This is a genomic window from Psychrobacter sp. NG27, from assembly GCF_016106655.1.
Taxonomy (GTDB): Bacteria; Pseudomonadota; Gammaproteobacteria; order Pseudomonadales; family Moraxellaceae; genus Psychrobacter.
Genome location: NZ_JADGIN010000004.1, coordinates 104,073 through 121,166 on the forward strand (window position 1 = coordinate 104,073; position 17,094 = coordinate 121,166).

Genomic DNA, 17,094 nt, shown 5'->3' on the forward strand with positions numbered 1-17,094 from the left:
GGCTTGAGGTTTTGCTATAAATTCTGAACGAAATTATTTTATGTCACCGCCATTTAGCCTGTAACTTATAACCCTGTAACATCGGCATTGATAACAATGTAGGCCGTGATACCTATGGTCATGATGAGAGATATCGTATGTCATCAATTATGTACAGATACTTAGCGACATATTTAGTCAGATGGGCAAATCTGTTATGATGGTCGCATAACACTATCCCCTTTTGTTTCCTTTATTTGACGATATAGAGCGCTTTGACACTATGACTGATTCGACTAGAGAATTGATTATCCTTCAGCCAGATGACTGGCACATTCACCTGCGCGATGATCAAGCTTTGAGTACAACCGTACCGCATGCAGCAAGCAGTTTTAACCGTGTTATTTGTATGCCAAACCTTGTTCCACCAGTCAAGAACGTTGATGACGCTCTTGCCTATCGTACCCGTATTTTGGCGCATTTATCAAACAGCGATTTGAGCCTTGAGCGCAAGTCAGCCTTTGATCCACGTATGACATTGTATTTGACTGACAATACCACTGCCAAAGATATCGAAATGGCGGCGAAGTCCGGTCTTGTGCAAGCCGTCAAGCTATACCCTGCTGGCGCGACCACCAACTCGGCCGATGGCGTCACCAATATCAACGCCTGTGTCGATGTATTTGAAGCACTAGAAAAGTATAATCTACCACTGCTGATACATGGTGAAGTGACGCAAGACCACGTAGATATATTTGATCGAGAAAAACGTTTTTTAGATGAAGTATTGGCACAAATTATCGTAAAATTCCCTACCTTAAAAATAGTTGTAGAACATATCACCACCAGTGACGCTGCGGACTTTGTATTGGCTCAGGGCAACCATGTGGCCGCCACCATCACGCCGCAGCATTTAATGTTTAACCGCAATCATCTGCTGGTTGGTGGTATCAAACCACATTTTTATTGCTTACCTATCTTAAAGCGTGAAAGCCATCAAAAAGTCTTATTAGACGTAGCCACCAGTGGCAATCCAAAGTTTTTCTTAGGTACGGATTCAGCACCGCATGCGACGGATAAGAAAGAAGCGGCGTGTGGCTGTGCTGGCTGCTATAGTGCGGCGACCGCCTTGCCGTTATATGCAACAGCCTTTGATAGTGTGGGCAAGATAGACAAGCTAGAGGGTTTTGCCAGCCGTTTTGGTGCCCAGTTCTACGGCTTACCAGTCAATGGAAGTACCATCACCCTCATCAATACCCCTATGCAAGTGCCGACTGATTATTCTTATTTCGATGGTGCATCACTGACGCCACTAATGGCAGGTGAGATGTTACCTTGGTCCATTAAAGCGTAGCACTCATTCCGCAACCCTTTACCTCATCCTGTGATGGCAGCCTGTCCTTTTTAACAAGTGGCATGGCTGTCAGCATAGGATGCTTATTTGCCATTTAATATGCCAGCACGACTGATAAAAGCGATTGAACTTGATATGACCCATCAAAACACAGCAACATTGCCTGAAAAAGACGCATTGAACCACACAGAGACAGCCCACGACGTTGTGCCGAATAGTGCTACTGAGAGCGATGCGGCAGATGAACAGGCACCTATGCGCTTAAAAGAGCGTTTTCGTAAATTTTTGCCAGTCGTCGTTGATGTCGAGACAGCAGGGTTTAACGCACAGACAGATGCGCTACTAGAGATTGCTTGTATTCCTGTACTACTTGATGAGCATGGTGTGTTTTATCCCGGTGAGGCATTCAACGCTCATGTTGAACCTTTTGAAGGCGCAAACCTAGAACCAAGTGCGCTAGCCTTTACAGGCATCGACCCCAATAATCCGATGCGAAAAGCTATTGCCGAAGACGAAAAGACCGCATTGCGCCGTATTTTTAAGGGGTTAAAAGAAGTACGCCGTGAGGAGGACTGCCGTCAATGCGTCCTAATTGGGCATAACGCCCATTTTGACTTGGCATTTTTGAATGCTGCAGTAGTACGAACCAATAGTAAGAGCCACAATCCTTTTCACAATTTTTCGGTGTTTGATACCGTGACCCTCTCGGCGCTAGCATTTGGCCAGACGGTGCTCGCACGCGCTTGTAAAGCCGCAGGACTGGATTTTGATGGTAAAAATGCTCACTCAGCACTGTATGACACCCAAAAGACGGCTGAGCTGTTCTGTTATATTCTCAATCACTATCCTATGCTGGCCAATGCCATGCACGCTGAAGACGATAAAGAAGCATTGGATGATGATAGTGATCGCAAATAAATCACATATCCTATGTTGCCAATGATACGTAATAGTGCTATTTGTAATACTTGATGACTTTGACATCTTGATCTAACAATCAATAAGGATATGATTGGTATTATGACTAGTAAATGGCATTATTTTATCAGACTCTAGGTGTTATGCATTCAGCTGACTTGAGCAAACACCCTAATGGTAGAGTATCCTTTTGGTCCACGCAGTTATATTCTACAGATGATTTAAGTTGCTCACCCTGCCTTGGTAGCCAACACTATCAAGACGTCATAGGAGGGACTTTATATGGATCCACAACTTAAGTTATGGGGAACCATCATCGGCTATATGCTGCTTGCTTTGACCATTAGCGCGTGTACTTCTCTGTGGATTCGGTATCATTTAAAGCGAAATGACTTGCATCCGCGCCGTGCTATCAAAAAAAGATATTTAATTTTAAAAAGACGTAGAAAAAGGCTTGACAGAAAGCGTAGAGGCTATTAGAATACGCACCACTTCAGCATAAAGGTGAAAGCAGCTGAAGCGTTATTACTAGTCCCCATCGTCTAGAGGCCTAGGACACTGCCCTTTCACGGCGGTAACGGGGGTTCGAATCCCCCTGGGGACGCCACTATTTGGCGTCACTTATTAGCACTCTTGCTTAGCATGAGATTAGACTGATAATTGCACCACCTAAAACCCAATCATAATATGTTATGATTGGGTTTTTTTATGTTTGTTCTGAAATCATAATGATAGCGTGTGTTTGCGCTATTTATATCATCTACTCCACAAAAAAAGCCAGCAATAAATGCTGACTTTTTAATATGCTATCTGTACTTTTAGCGGCTTATCATTGTATTTATTTTTGTGGATACCATTGATTGGTTACAGCATCAACCATAATAACGTTGCCGCTATCATCAACCCTAGTACGGTTTGAATCAAAAAGAACGCTTGATGCTGACCCACCACTTTACTTAAAGTGACGCCTAGCGTGCTATATTCGACAGGTGGTGTATTAGTATGTCCTGCTTTATTTTGCGCTTCATAGTAGTTTTGCAAAATATCTAAAAACTGTTGCCATTCATTGGCTTCCCATGTATATGGCTTAAATGGCATTAGCTTTTTGAGTTCAGAATCTTTGTTCATCCAGCGCTCAAGCGTAATAGAACGTAACGACCAACTGGCAAAACGGCGCTCCGTAATTTCTGAAAAATCTAGAATCTTTAACTCTTTGTGTCGCTCATCGACCAGCAATCTATTTTTAAGATTGGTTAACGCTTGTTCTGATCCTTCCACACACTGCAAAAAGTATCCATTGCCGTAACAAAGAATACCTGTAATATCATCGGCTCGGTTACGCTCGAGTGCACCTTCTGAGATATCATTCAGGGTACTAGGGCTTGACAGACCAGTTGAAGTAATTCGGCTTATATATACAAGCTGATACATACTTGTTGTCACTGGATTTGTTGAACCATTGATTGTTGACAATTAGTCTCTCCCATTGTCGATAAATATTGCTAAAACAATCATACTCACTTCAGAAAAAACATAAAGACGAGGCAACTTTAGATAACTAGCTGGCCTGATATATTATTGATTTTTATATTAATTGTATTAAATTAGTTACATCATAGGTTAGTTTCGTCATCAAAGCAACCTATTCTTGGTCAGTGGCTTTATGCACTGATGAAAGGCTTTTATTTGTCAATTTACTGACAATGAACGTGTTTACGCTTTCATAAACAGGCACTGATGATCATTTAACTATTTGTAGCTAAGATATACATAGATGGCAATGCTCATGCATCAGTAATGCATTGCAATGTCTTGCTCGCAAATGCTTGAGAGCACACGTTAGTATCGGTATGACAGGACAAGTATGTACGATATCGATTATAGGATGAACCGAGTATAAGAGAGAACATTACAAGTTGTGAAAAGGACTCAGGATTGAATAGTGAGGATAGCGGCTAATAAATCAGCATCATCAGGATAAGTAAGCTTAATATTTTGGCGGCTACCAGTCACCAGTTTTATTGGTAACTTTAAGTGTTCAAACGCACTGGCTTCATCTGTAATAGTGAGTTGATGTTTGGACACATACTCTAACACTTTTTTTAGCTGACCTAAGCGAAATACTTGCGGGGTCTGTGCTTGCCATAGCATGCTACGATCAATCGTAGTCTCAGCATAATAGTGGACACTGCCCTCATCTATAGACTGCATGTATGCTGTTTTCAGCGTGTCGGCCACTGGCGTTGCTAGGATAGCACCATAAGGCTCCAACATCGCTCCTCTAATGACTGTATCGATATCATGGCTAGGTACAACAGGGCGTGCTGCATCGTGAATCAGCACTAGATCTGAATCATCTGCACCTGCCTGGATAATTGCCTCGACACCTGCCTGTACTGATTGCCAACGCTCTGCTCCGCCAATGGCATAACGGATAGGCATTGAAAAATTCAGCGTTTGCACAGTCTCGTCATCTGCTGCCACCACCAATAGACATTTATCAATATAGGCGCTAGTGCCCAGTCTTGCCACGCTATGCTGTAGTAGCGTTTGGCCTTGTAACATCGTGTACTGCTTGGCAATAGAGGCACCAAAACGGCTGCCGCGACCAGCTGCCACAATCATTGCATGTAAAGTAGGGGTTGTATTCATAATGTCGTATTCATGGCTGAACCCATGATGGTGTTGTTAAGTATGGGGATGGGAGTGATAGAAAATAGGTATGATGGATAGCTTTAAGATAGCTAATAGCAATTGATATATGTCATCAAAATTACTGACTACTGTGTGTCGTTGGGGCAGTAGATACTTGGACGAAAGTTTCGTTTGGCTTGATCAGACCTAAATCTAGACGGGCATGCTCTTCTACCGCTTCTAGACCATTTTTCAAGTCTTGGACATCTGTACGTAATAAGTTGTTTGCAGCCACTTGATTGTCATTCAAATGTTGTTGCTCTTCAATTTGAGTCGTCAATTTATGATGCTCAAACCGTCCATTTTCACCCAACCAGTACTGATATTGCAACCCTAAGAGCACGGCAACGGCTAAAGCAAGTAGTATAAATTGGCTAAAATATTTCATAAGAGGACAACGCCAAACAACATAGAAAATGAGATAAGAGTCTAAGCCAGTCAGGCACTAGATAAACGTTTATCTAGTGCCTGGCTTTGATTATGATTGTGATTGTGACTTGAGGATTTTCAACGTACTTTGTACATTAAAAATCCTACGGGCCTATTAGCCACGTAAGCCAATAAACTCTTGACGGCCACGGTAGCTTGCACGTACTTGTTGCTCGATACGTAGCAATTGGTTGTACTTGGCAACACGGTCTGAGCGGCATAATGAGCCTGTTTTAATCTGGCCTGCTGCTGTGCCCACTGCCAAATCTGCAATGGTGCTGTCTTCCGTTTCACCTGAACGATGCGAGATGATGGTTGCATAACCATTTTTCTTCGCCATATAGATCGCATCTAAGGTTTCTGACAAGGTACCAATTTGGTTAAACTTAATCAAAATCGCATTGGCAATATGCTTATCAATGCCTTCTTGCAAGATAGCAGGGTTGGTCACAAACAGATCATCACCAACCAATTGGACGGTATCACCAATCTGCTCGGTCAGATACTTCCAGCCATCCCAATCTGACTCATCAAGACCATCTTCGATAGAGATAATAGGATATTGACGTGCTAGTCCAACTAAGTAGTCTGAAAATCCTTGGCTATCGAAAGATTTATTGCCTTCGCCTGCCAAGATGTATTGGCCATCTTTATAAAACTCACTAGCCGCACAATCGAGCGCAAGATGAATGTCTTCACCAGCTTTATAGCCGACTTGTTCAATCGCTTGCATGATAACCGTTATGGCTTCTTCGTTGCTGCGTAGGTTTGGTGCAAAGCCACCTTCATCACCAACGGCTGTGTTTAGACCTTGTGATTTCAATACAGATTTTAAGCTGTGGAAAATCTCGGTACCGGCACGTAGTGCTTCTGAGAAGCTAGTGAAACCCACAGGCTCAATCATGAACTCTTGGATATCAACGGTATTGTCCGCATGCTCGCCGCCGTTCAAGATATTCATCATCGGTACAGGCATGGTCAATGACGTTTGATTACGCAAGTTAGCAATATACTGATGCAATGGTAGATTCTGTGATTTAGCAGCCGCTTTAGCGGTAGCCAGTGACACGGCTAGCATCGCATTAGCACCAAGGCTTCCTTTGTTTTCTGTACCATCTAGCGCAATCATCGCGTCATCAATGCCTTGCTGCTCAGTCACGTCTCTATCCATCAAGGCGCTACGAATCTGACTGTTGACATTAGAGACGGCTTTTTTGACGCCTTTACCCATATAGCGAGCTTTGTCGCCATCACGTAGCTCAAGCGCTTCACGTGAGCCTGTTGATGCGCCACTTGGCGCAGCAGCACGTCCGATAGTGCCATCAGCTAAGATAACGTCGGCTTCGATGGTTGGATTGCCGCGCGAGTCTAAAATTTCACGAGCGCGAATGTCTTTAATTGCGGTGACGTTGTTGGTTTCTTCAGCGTACATAATGTCTGTTAATTCCTTTGGTCATGCCAAGTTTGTGAGATGGATAACGGCAGCTAGAATACAAAAAAGATAGAGCAAAATATCATATAGCGCCTGACCTTAAAACCCCTGTGAGCCTTTCTATCATATGACGATGCTTACATAGTGATTAAAGGTTTATTAGGCTGGTCAATGACTGGCTATAGTGTGTGGCATCATAGCATATATTTTATCAAACTTCCCTTATCTTACACTGACTTGCAGTCATAAAGACAATCATAGCTAGGGATATAAACAAGGGATATACACGACAGATGCCTCATTTAGGTTTATCGAATCATATGGCAAACAAGATATCTACACTTTGACCAAAGGCTCGCTATCAATAGGCGAGGTCGAGACTGTATTTTTCAGCTCAACCTTTGTCTTAAACCGTGTTAATCGTAGGGCATTCATTAAGACTGAAATAGAACTGAGTGCCATAGCAGCAGCGGCAATCATAGGATTCAAAAATCCAAACGCAGCAAGTGGAATACCAATACAGTTGTAGATAAAAGCAAAAAATAGGTTTTGCTTGATATTGCGTAGCGTTGCTTGAGCAATTTTTTGCGCAGCATCGATGTGCATAAGCGATTCGCCCATTAAACGAGCTGACGCACTATGCTGTGCGACGTCTGTCGCTTCAAACATGGCAAAGCTCGCATCCGCAGTGGCCATCGCTGGCGCATCGTTCACGCCATCTCCTGCCATCGCTACTTTGTGACCAGCCGTTTGCAATAAGGCTATTTGACTCGCCTTATCACGGGGGCTCATCTTGCCATAGGCTTTGTCTATCCCTAGCTGCCCTGCCACATGGTTGACCACTGACTGCTTATCACCACTCATCAAGATCACATTAATTCCAGCATCTTGTAACGCTGTAATAGCCTGAGGGGTATCGGGCTTTAGATCGTCCGCTAAAGCAAAAGCCCCTAGTGGTTCATCATTGATACTAATCGCGACGGTACTGGCAATTTGCCATGCTTTTGGCATAAATTTTGGTAATACTAGGTTTGCAAATTCTGCCGTACCCACTTTAATCAGTCCGAGCCCTTCTATTTTTGCTTGTATACCTGCACCTTTGATAACACTGATATCGCTCACGTCAAATAGAGACAACTGGCGATCTTGGGCAGTGTTGACCAAAGCGGTAGCTAGTGGGTGACTGGCATGTGCCTCGACACTGGCAGCAATCTGCAGCACATCATCAACGGCAAGCGACTTATCCACCATGACGTGATCGACGATGGTCGGCTTACCGATGGTCAGTGTACCTGTCTTATCGAGTACCACCGTATCAATATTACCTGCCGCCTCTAAACTTTGTGCATCCTTAAACCAAACACCATGACGCGCAGCGACACCCATGCCAGCCATAATAGCTGCAGGCGTGGCCAGTCCAAGGGCGCAAGGACAGGCAATGACCAATACCGATACCGCATGCATTAAGGCAGTATCAACCATGCCAGTGAGCCACCATGTCAGACCAAAAGTAACCAAAGCAATGACAACCACAATCGGGACAAAGACTGCGGTAACCCGATCAGCAAGACGCGCCAGATTGGCTTTTGATCCTTGCGCATCGCTTAGCGCTTGTACCATATCACCAAGCTTTGTATCACTGCCTTTTGCACTGACACGGTAGAGTAGACTGCCGTTCTCTACCAATGCCCCTGCTAGTAGCTCATCACCCTGCTCTTTTTTGAGTGGGACTGACTCCCCCGTCAAATGACTCTCTACACACCAACCACTGCCACCGATAACCATACCGTCAGTGGCTACTCGGCTACCTTGCTTAGCACGCAAAATATCACCGATTTGCACATCTTGGAGTGCAATATTATGAAAGTCGCCATTTGACTGCTGCTGCTCGACTTGATCAGGCGTCAATGACAGCAATAAATCAATACTGTTTAGGCTATGTTTCTTGGTACGCTCTTCAAGATATTTACCCGTACGCACAAAAGCAATAACCATCACCCCTGCTTCAAAATACACGGCTGGGCTATTACTCACACCATGTCCGCCTACGTGACCGCTTTGCAGCAGACTGTTTAACGTTCCATCACCATGCGTGAGCCACAGATAGGTCGAGTATGCCCATATCGTCAGGGTGCCAATGACGACCAGTACGTCCATATTGGCAAGCCCACCTTTGATAGAGGCCCACGCGCTTTTATAGAAGGGTAGCGCCAATCCAAACTGTACAATCGTCGCTAAAACAAACTGAATCCAGATGGGTGGCATCCACGCCATACCAAAACCTGTCAGCATACCTGCCATACCAACCAAGAAAGGTACCAAACATAGCCATAGGCCAATCAAGCGCCATGGGTATTGGGTAGCCGTGTCTTCATTTGCCTGTGCGAATAAGCGATCCGCTGCCTGTAGATTAGCGACAAACCCCGTTTTGTTTACCCATTCCATGACTTGCTCTGGTGTCGTCTGCGCTGGATCATAATCCACATTGGCGGTCTCACCAGCAAAGTTTACGCTCACCTCATATACTGCAGGTTTTTTATTAAGCACCTTCTCGATTCGTGAGGCGCAAGCCTGACAGGTCATACCTTTTATGGCGAGTTGCAGGTGTGCACGCTGCGGCGTAAGCGGTGTATTAGATTCAATACCTGTGTCAACAAGGTAAGAATCGTCATTTTTGGTATGGGTAGCATTGTTCATAAATAAAACTCGGTATGGCAGGGTTTGGTTAAGGTCTGTTGAAAACGTCAATCATGAAAAAGACCAGCCTAGATAGCTGGTCTTTTTCAGTGAAAAACCATACTTATGATTGGGCAACAGTCGCATCAAAACCAGCATCCTCGATAGCAGAGACAATTGCCTGAATATCGGTTTTGCTATCATCAAAAGTTACCGTTGCCTGATTGTCTATCAGCTCAATACTAATATCATCTAAGCCGTCGATATCGGCCGTTGCGCTATACACGCTGGCAATGCAGCCACCGCAAGTCATACCATCGATTTTAATAAGCTGTGTTTGATTGGCCATATTAGGCTCCTTATATTTATGTGTTAACTATTTGGCTCATCCAAATGAGCCTACGATCTAATCATCATGGTGCAGGTTTTGCGGTGAATCAATCGGAAATGGCTGAGTCACATAATCCACCATGCTAATCGCTGCGGTTAAAGCATGGATACTAGTATCTGTATCCTCATAACTCACCGTGGCGATATCATGAATAGGATCGAGATCTATCGCCGTCACGCCTGAGATATTCTTCAGAGCGGTCATGACGCTATCTAGACCTTCCTCGTCATCGATATTTTCGATACTGACTTGAGCGGTTTGAATAGCCATGGTTAAAACCTCCAATCAATTTTAGTCTCAATGAGTGTCTAACACCTCAAAGCCTTTGACCAAGTCATCAAGCTGCTTAAGCTGATGCAAGAATGGCTCTAGCTGGCTCATACGCAGCGCACAAGGCCCATCACACTTGGCGGTTTCTGGACTTGGATGCGCCTCTAAAAACAGCCCTGCTATCCCTGTTGCCATGCCAGCACGTGCCAGCGTGGTAATCTGCTCACGGCGTCCGCCAGCACTATCACTACGGCCACCTGGCTGTTGTAAGCTATGCGTCACATCGAAAAACACAGGGATATCCATCTGCTTCATGGTGTCAAAACCCAGCATATCAACGACCAAATTATTATAACCAAAGGCACTACCACGCTCACACAGTATCAGCTTGTCATTGCCGCCCTCCAAGCACTTATTAACGATATGACGCATTTCATGAGGGGCCAAGAACTGTGCTTTTTTAATATTAATAATCGCGTCCGTCTTGGCCATTGCATGCACCAAGTCAGTCTGACGTGACAAAAACGCAGGCAATTGAATAATATCGGCCACTTCAGCAACTGGGGCTGCCTGATGCGGCTCATGTACATCCGTAATAATCGGTACTTGGAATTTTTCTTTGATTTGACCCAACCAATCAATGCCTTTCTCTAGTCCTGGACCACGATAAGAGTGCAAGCTTGAACGATTGGCTTTATCAAAACTGGCTTTAAACACATAGTCGATACCCAAACGTTGGCAGATATCTACGTATTGCTCAGCAATCTCAAACGCTAACTCTTTTGACTCTAAAACATTCATCCCACCAAATAATACAAACGGTTGGTCATTGCCGATATTGATGGTTTTATTGTCTGGTGTCTTAAGCGCGATGTGTGATTGTGCGGTCAGTAAATTTTCCATTAAACCATTACCTCTTATTTTGTTATGAATATCTTTGTCCCATATTGTAACCGATAGACCGATTAAAAAAAGTGTGCAAGCGTAATTAGATATCAATCACAAAGCTCAGCACGAGATGATACTGTCTACTATCACTCAAGACAAAGCAAAAAAAAGACCGATCCGAAGATCAGTCTTTTTTGGTGAAAACAAAACTTTCACATTGCAACTTATACTTTAGCGATTACTTTGTTTCGCTATGGTTTTTCGCTGCTTTGACAAAGCTGTTAAACAGTGGGTGACCACCGCGTGGCGAGCTAGTGAACTCTGGATGGAACTGCACTGCCACAAACCATGGATGCTCAGAAATTTCAACCGACTCTACCAAATGCTGCTTGGCAGAATAACCAGAGATAGTCATACCTGCTTGCTCTAATGGCTCGATATAACGATTATTCATCTCATAGCGATGGCGATGACGCTCAGTGATATTATTTGCGCCATAGATCTGGCTAAGCTTGCTGCCAGACACCAGCTCAGCTTGCTGTGCGCCTAAACGCATGGTGCCGCCAAGATCTGAATCATCACTGCGAATCTGTAGCTCACCGCGCTCATCTAGCCATTCTGTGATAAGACCTATGATAGGCTCGGCCGTTTTACGATCGAATTCAGAAGAGTTGGCATTAATGTTCAATACATTACGTGCATACTCAATCACAGCCAACTGCATACCGAGACAAATGCCCAAATATGGCACATTGTTTTCACGAGCATAAGTAATGGCTTTGATCTTACCCATCGTGCCGCGTTCGCCAAAACCACCTGGCACTAATACCGCATTGGCATTGTTTAACTGTGCCAATAAGCTATCATCACTCTCTAGACGCTCCGCATCAATATAATCAATCTTGACGTCTACCTTGTGAGTGATACCAGCATGCAGCAATGCTTCATTGATTGACTTATAAGCATCTGGCAGCTCAACGTATTTGCCGACCATCGCAACAGTAACTGTTCCTTCCGGATTCAACTGTGCTTCAACCACTTTGTCCCAATCGCTCAAATCCGCTTCTGGCACATCAAGACCGAAACGCTCACAGACTAAGTCATCAAGATCTTGCTCGTGTAGCGTACGCGGTATTTGGTAGATACTTTGTGCGTCTTCACACATGATGACCGCGCGCTCTTCTACATTGGTGAATAGCGCAATCTTACGACGGTTGTCTTGTGAGATATGATGATCAGAGCGACAGATTAAGATATCAGGCTGCAAACCAATAGAGCGCAGCTCTTTTACCGAATGCTGTGTTGGCTTGGTTTTGGTCTCACCAGCACTGGCAATATAAGGCACTAAAGTAAGATGCATGAGCATGGCTCTATTGCGGCCAAGCTCTACTTGCATCTGACGCACGGCTTCCATGAATGGCAGTGACTCGATGTCACCTACCGTACCACCAATTTCGATAATGGCAATATCATAGCCCTCGCCACTGGCGAGAATCTTGCTTTTGATCTCATCCGTAATATGCGGAATAACCTGTACCGTACCGCCCAGATACTCACCGCGGCGTTCTTTATTAAGAACGTTCTGATAGATACGACCACTGGTAAAGTTATTACTTTTACTCATCTTTGAGTGGCGTAAAAAGCGCTCGTAATAACCCAAATCCAAATCGGTCTCTGCGCCATCTTCGGTGACGAACACTTCACCGTGCTGAAACGGGCTCATCGTACCTGGATCAACGTTGATATACGGATCCATTTTGGTCATCGTGACGGTCACGCCACGTGCTTCTAAGACCGCTGCAAGAGACGCTGCGGTGATACCTTTTCCTAGTGAGGACACTACCCCACCGGTCACGAATATAAACTTGGTCATAGTACTCTGTCGGTAATTGGTAAAGAAGGATTTTACTAAAAATACGCCATAAAATATAGGGCAAAAATGCAAACTAGCTGAAACTCTTATTTTTTCGTGCCAGTGATAAACATTTTTTTAGTATTAAAATGCTACATAACAAAAAACTCACCCCGAAGGGTGAGTTTTTTTAGAATCAGATGCTAGTTGTTACTAGAATAAGTATTCTAGACCAGTACCAACTACCACTACATCAGCATCGCCTCTGGTACCCATGTATGGAACATTATCAGCACTGTTTACGCCAGCATAGGCATGAGCAATGATGTTGTCTTTATACATGTATTTACCGCCAACAACGATTTGGTCTGAATCAGCGTTATCAAGACCATCTAGATTGGTAGTGTTGTTGTACTGTGCATAGACAGCAGCTGGATAAGCAAAGTTGTTTAGACCCATTTGAGCACTAACTACTAGACCTTTCTCTTTTTCAGAGCCGTAGTCGTAATCACCTACTTGATATAGCGCGCCTAGAGTAACAGGAGCTGCCATGTACTTGCCTAAATCAACAGTCGCTGTACCACGGATGATATCACCATTGATGTTTTGGTCTTTGTCATATGCAACACCAGCAGTGAAGCCAGTACCTTGATCAAACAACATGGCTACACCGAAGCCTGCATTGTCATTGTTATTTGCATCGTCAGAGCTATACATTGCAGACAGTTGTAATGGTAGACCGTCGTACTTTGGAGCAGTCCAAATGACTGAACTTGAAATACGGTTACTATCTGCCATGTTTAAAGCACTAACAACTTCACTTTCATTTTGAGTTTGGCCTAGGTTATCCCAATAACCTTGGTTAACAACAACGTTGTCAATACGAGCTAGGCTTGATTGGTTTTTACCAACGCGGAACTCACCGAACTGCTTGTTTGCCAAACCAAGATACGTATCACGGTTAGTGAAAGTAGCGTTATCACCATCAAGGCTAGTGCCATACTCTAAACGATAGATAACATCAGTATTAGCAGTCATCGCCTCAGAACCTTTGAAGCCGATACGTGAAGCATGAGAGTTAATCTCTACTGTATCTTCATCATACATGTTACCAGCAGGGCCATCAAACTCAGCATTAACATAGTCAGCTGCTAAAAAAGCTTTACCATAGATAGTTGGTGCTGCATTGGCTGCAGATACAGATAGGGCTGCGATTGCTGTAACTAAAAGTAGTTTTTTCATGGGGTATCTCCACTTTACAATTGTAGTAATGAGCAAGCTATTATTAGCTGGCGCCCATAATGGTATCGTCACAAATCCTCAAAGATATAATGTGTAACTGGCTACCGAGATTAGTCAGAAACAAGTGTGGCGAATATTTATTACAGTAAGATGAAAAACAATAATTTACATAACTGGGATTAATATCGTAACTGCCATGTAATCTGTCGTCTTTACCAATCCATTGCGTAACATCCGTTACCAAACTCATACTTCGAGTACAAGCATAACAACTTTGACATAATTTGCAACATGTTTTTTTGCTTTTTCGATACATCCATTATCGAATAACTAATGTTCAATTATATTTGAGCAATCACTAAAAAAACTTCTATGGACTCAATAAGATACAGAAAACATTGATTAATATCGTTACTGACAATCTTAAATAGCAGTAACGAATATCAAGTAATTAACCAAAAAAAGCGCTATTTATATAGAAATAAATAGCGCTCATAAAATATTGATGGTCTTATTTTTATCACATATGACAGTCACAAACGAGCAAGATAGGATAATATATCATCTTGCTCACTTGCTTATGTCTGCCTAAAAGATGATACTTAATCTATCATTTTAAGCGTTTTTCTTTAGATCTAAGCGCGCTTGATGTAACAATGGCTCAGTGTAACCGCTAGGCTGTTCGCGACCTTTAAAGACCAAATCGCAGGCTGCTTTAAACGCATAAGAGCTGTCCAAGTCATCTGACATCGGTTGATACTCATCATCGCCTGCATTTTGCTCATCAACGACCTTTGCCATACGTTTCATCGTATCCATCACTTGCTGCTCGCTCACCACGCTGTGGTGCAACCAGTTAGCGATATGCTGGCTAGAGATGCGTAGCGTTGCACGATCCTCCATGAGACCAACGTCATCGATATCAGGCACTTTAGAGCAACCAACACCTTGGTTCACCCAGCGCACGACATAACCCAAGATACCCTGTGCATTATTGTCAAGCTCTTGCTGTTTTTCCTCTTCTGTCCAGTTGGTATTTTTTGCCAATGGAATGGTCAAAATATCGTCTAGGCTTGCGCGCTGGCGTGATTTTAAATTGTCTTGAACATCTGTCACATTCACTTGATGGTAGTGCATGCTATGCAGCGTTGCACCTGTTGGTGAAGGTACCCATGCGGTACTGGCACCAGACTTCGGATGCGCCGCTTTGGTGTCCATCATCTCTTTCATCTCGTCAGGCTTTGCCCACATGCCTTTGCCGATTTGGGCGCGGCCTTGTAGACCTGTCTCTAAACCGATATCAACGTTCCACTGCTCGTAAGCAGGCTGCCATGCTTGCGATTTCATCTCACCCTTTGGCACGAACGGGCCTGCATTCATGCTGGTATGCATCTCATCGCCCGTACGATCCAAAAAGCCGGTATTAATAAAGATAACACGCTCTTTTGCTTGGCGAATCGCTTCTTTTAGGTTGACCGTCATGCGGCGCTCTTCGTCCATGATGCCTATTTTGAGTGCATTGCGTTCTAGACCTAGCAGATTTTCTGAGGCATTAAACAAATCATTGGCCATTTTGACTTCTTCAGGGCCATGCATTTTTGGCTTCACGATATACATTGAGCCTTTACGTGAGTTCGATAGCTCGTTTTTACCTTTGAGATCATTAAGCGTCAATAGCGGCGTAATCAAACCATCCATTAAGCCTTCAAATATTGGCTCTTGACCATTACCCAAATCCACCAAAATTGCTGGGTTTTGCATCAAGTGACCAACGTTACGAATGAGTAGTAACGAGCGGCCAGGTAAAATCAGCTTGCCGCCATCTGGCGTGGTGTATTCGCGGTCTGGATTTTGTTTACGAGTACGCGTTTTGCCACCTTTTTCAAAAGTTTCTTGTAGATCGCTGTTCATTAGGCCAAGCCAGTTACGATAGACTTCAACTTTTTCTTCTGCATCTACGGCGGCGACTGAGTCTTCACAATCTTGAATCGCTGTCATGGCTGATTCAAGCAAGACGTCTTTGATATGGGCTGGATCGTCTTTGCCTACCGGATGGTCGCTATCGATTTGAATCTCAGCATGTAAGCCATTATTCTTTAGTAGTACGCCAGTAGGATGCTCAGCGTCTCCAACGAAACCGACAAACTTACTAGTGTCTTTTAGCGCAGTGCTGCCATCGCCTTGTACGACCTCAAGTTTTCCATCGACCACTTTAAAGCCAGTCACATCATTGTATGAACCTGATGCTAGTGCAAAATGCTCATCCAAAAACGCTTTGGCATATGCCACAACCGCAGCACCGCGAGTCGGATTATAGCCACCTGTCGCCTCTTGACCATTGTCATTACTGATGACATCGGTGCCATATAAGGCATCGTATAAGCTACCCCAACGGGCATTAGTCGCGTTCAGCGCATAACGAGCATTACGTACCGGTACAACTAACTGCGGTCCTGCAATCAGAGCCACCTCGTCATCTACGTTTTCGGTAGTGACCGTAAAGTCCTCGCCTTCTGGTAACAGATAGCCAATTTCTTGCAAAAATGCCTTATAAGCTGGGTAATCGATAGTGCCTTCTTTTGCAGGGTTATCCAAATGCCACTGATCAATTTGTGCTTGAATGGTGTCACGAGTCGCAAGCAGTGCTTTATTACGCGGCGTAAATTCTTTAATGACCTTCTCAAAACCTGACCAATATTTGTCTGAATCAAAACCGACCTTTGGTAGCACTTCATTTTCAATAAAGTCATATAACTGCTGGTCGATGGCAAGGATGCCTTTTTGAATGCGATTGGCGTTAGAAGACTGGCCCATGTTGTGATCCTTATCTATTCGTGAAGTGTCGTAGTGTTCAACTGCTACCATAGCGAGGTTATAATAGTAACGTATACACTATTTGACGGCTATTTTTATGGTACCTGTTCAATTTTATAGTGTCTAATCAGCATAGTAGCAATAACTTTAACAGC

At 43.9% G+C, this 17,094-nt stretch carries 13 protein-coding genes and 1 tRNA gene; 3 read left to right on the top strand and 11 right to left on the bottom strand.

What is annotated here, in order from left to right:
• Positions 1–262: 262 nt before the first annotated feature.
• The 3 genes from pyrC (at position 263) to IP485_RS08115 (ending at position 2,858) form a co-directional block, all read left to right on the top strand.
• On the top strand, positions 263–1,333 hold the full coding sequence (gene pyrC, locus IP485_RS08105; protein ID WP_198326803.1) for a dihydroorotase: 1,071 nt from the start codon (positions 263–265) through the stop codon (positions 1,331–1,333).
• Between the two features lie 255 nt (positions 1,334–1,588).
• Entirely contained in the window at positions 1,589–2,251 is a 663-nt protein-coding gene (rnt, locus tag IP485_RS08110) for a ribonuclease T (RefSeq protein ID WP_198326964.1), read from the top strand.
• A 531-nt stretch (positions 2,252–2,782) separates the two neighbouring features.
• Positions 2,783–2,858, top strand: a tRNA-Glu gene (locus IP485_RS08115).
• 257 nt (positions 2,859–3,115) lie between these two features.
• Here IP485_RS08115 and IP485_RS08120 read toward each other — a convergent pair.
• The 11 genes from IP485_RS08120 to IP485_RS08170 form a co-directional block, all read right to left on the bottom strand.
• Positions 3,116–3,682, bottom strand: coding sequence for a BLUF domain-containing protein (locus tag IP485_RS08120; RefSeq protein WP_194364879.1), 567 nt, complete (start codon positions 3,680–3,682; stop codon positions 3,116–3,118).
• Positions 3,683–4,180: 498 nt separating this feature from the next.
• On the bottom strand, positions 4,181–4,903 hold the full coding sequence (ispD, locus tag IP485_RS08125) for a 2-C-methyl-D-erythritol 4-phosphate cytidylyltransferase (RefSeq protein WP_198326804.1): 723 nt from the start codon (positions 4,901–4,903) through the stop codon (positions 4,181–4,183).
• 121 nt (positions 4,904–5,024) lie between these two features.
• A complete protein-coding gene (locus IP485_RS08130) occupies positions 5,025–5,333 on the bottom strand; it encodes an FtsB family cell division protein (protein ID WP_197176093.1) in 309 nt (102 codons plus the stop codon).
• A 156-nt stretch (positions 5,334–5,489) separates the two neighbouring features.
• A complete protein-coding gene (gene eno, locus IP485_RS08135) occupies positions 5,490–6,806 on the bottom strand; it encodes a phosphopyruvate hydratase (protein ID WP_194364876.1) in 1,317 nt (438 codons plus the stop codon).
• Between the two features lie 336 nt (positions 6,807–7,142).
• Positions 7,143–9,503: a heavy metal translocating P-type ATPase gene (locus IP485_RS08140; protein ID WP_198326805.1), complete on the bottom strand. Its 2,361-nt coding sequence runs from the start codon at positions 9,501–9,503 to the stop codon at positions 7,143–7,145.
• A gap of 103 nt (positions 9,504–9,606) precedes the next feature.
• The gene (locus tag IP485_RS08145) at positions 9,607–9,831 is read right to left on the bottom strand and encodes a heavy-metal-associated domain-containing protein (RefSeq protein WP_198326806.1); all 225 of its coding nucleotides are present in this window, start codon (positions 9,829–9,831) and stop codon (positions 9,607–9,609) included.
• Positions 9,832–9,888: 57 nt separating this feature from the next.
• On the bottom strand, positions 9,889–10,143 hold the full coding sequence (locus tag IP485_RS08150; RefSeq protein ID WP_198326807.1) for a heavy-metal-associated domain-containing protein: 255 nt from the start codon (positions 10,141–10,143) through the stop codon (positions 9,889–9,891).
• A gap of 27 nt (positions 10,144–10,170) precedes the next feature.
• Positions 10,171–11,046 (bottom strand): 3-deoxy-8-phosphooctulonate synthase, encoded by an 876-nt coding sequence (gene kdsA, locus IP485_RS08155; protein WP_198326808.1) that lies wholly within the window; start codon positions 11,044–11,046, stop codon positions 10,171–10,173.
• Between the two features lie 223 nt (positions 11,047–11,269).
• The gene (locus IP485_RS08160; RefSeq protein WP_198326809.1) at positions 11,270–12,904 is read right to left on the bottom strand and encodes a CTP synthase; all 1,635 of its coding nucleotides are present in this window, start codon (positions 12,902–12,904) and stop codon (positions 11,270–11,272) included.
• Between the two features lie 192 nt (positions 12,905–13,096).
• Positions 13,097–14,125, bottom strand: coding sequence for a porin (locus IP485_RS08165; protein WP_198326810.1), 1,029 nt, complete (start codon positions 14,123–14,125; stop codon positions 13,097–13,099).
• Positions 14,126–14,740: 615 nt separating this feature from the next.
• On the bottom strand, positions 14,741–16,939 hold the full coding sequence (locus tag IP485_RS08170; RefSeq protein WP_198326811.1) for a malate synthase G: 2,199 nt from the start codon (positions 16,937–16,939) through the stop codon (positions 14,741–14,743).
• Positions 16,940–17,094 lie beyond the last annotated feature (155 nt).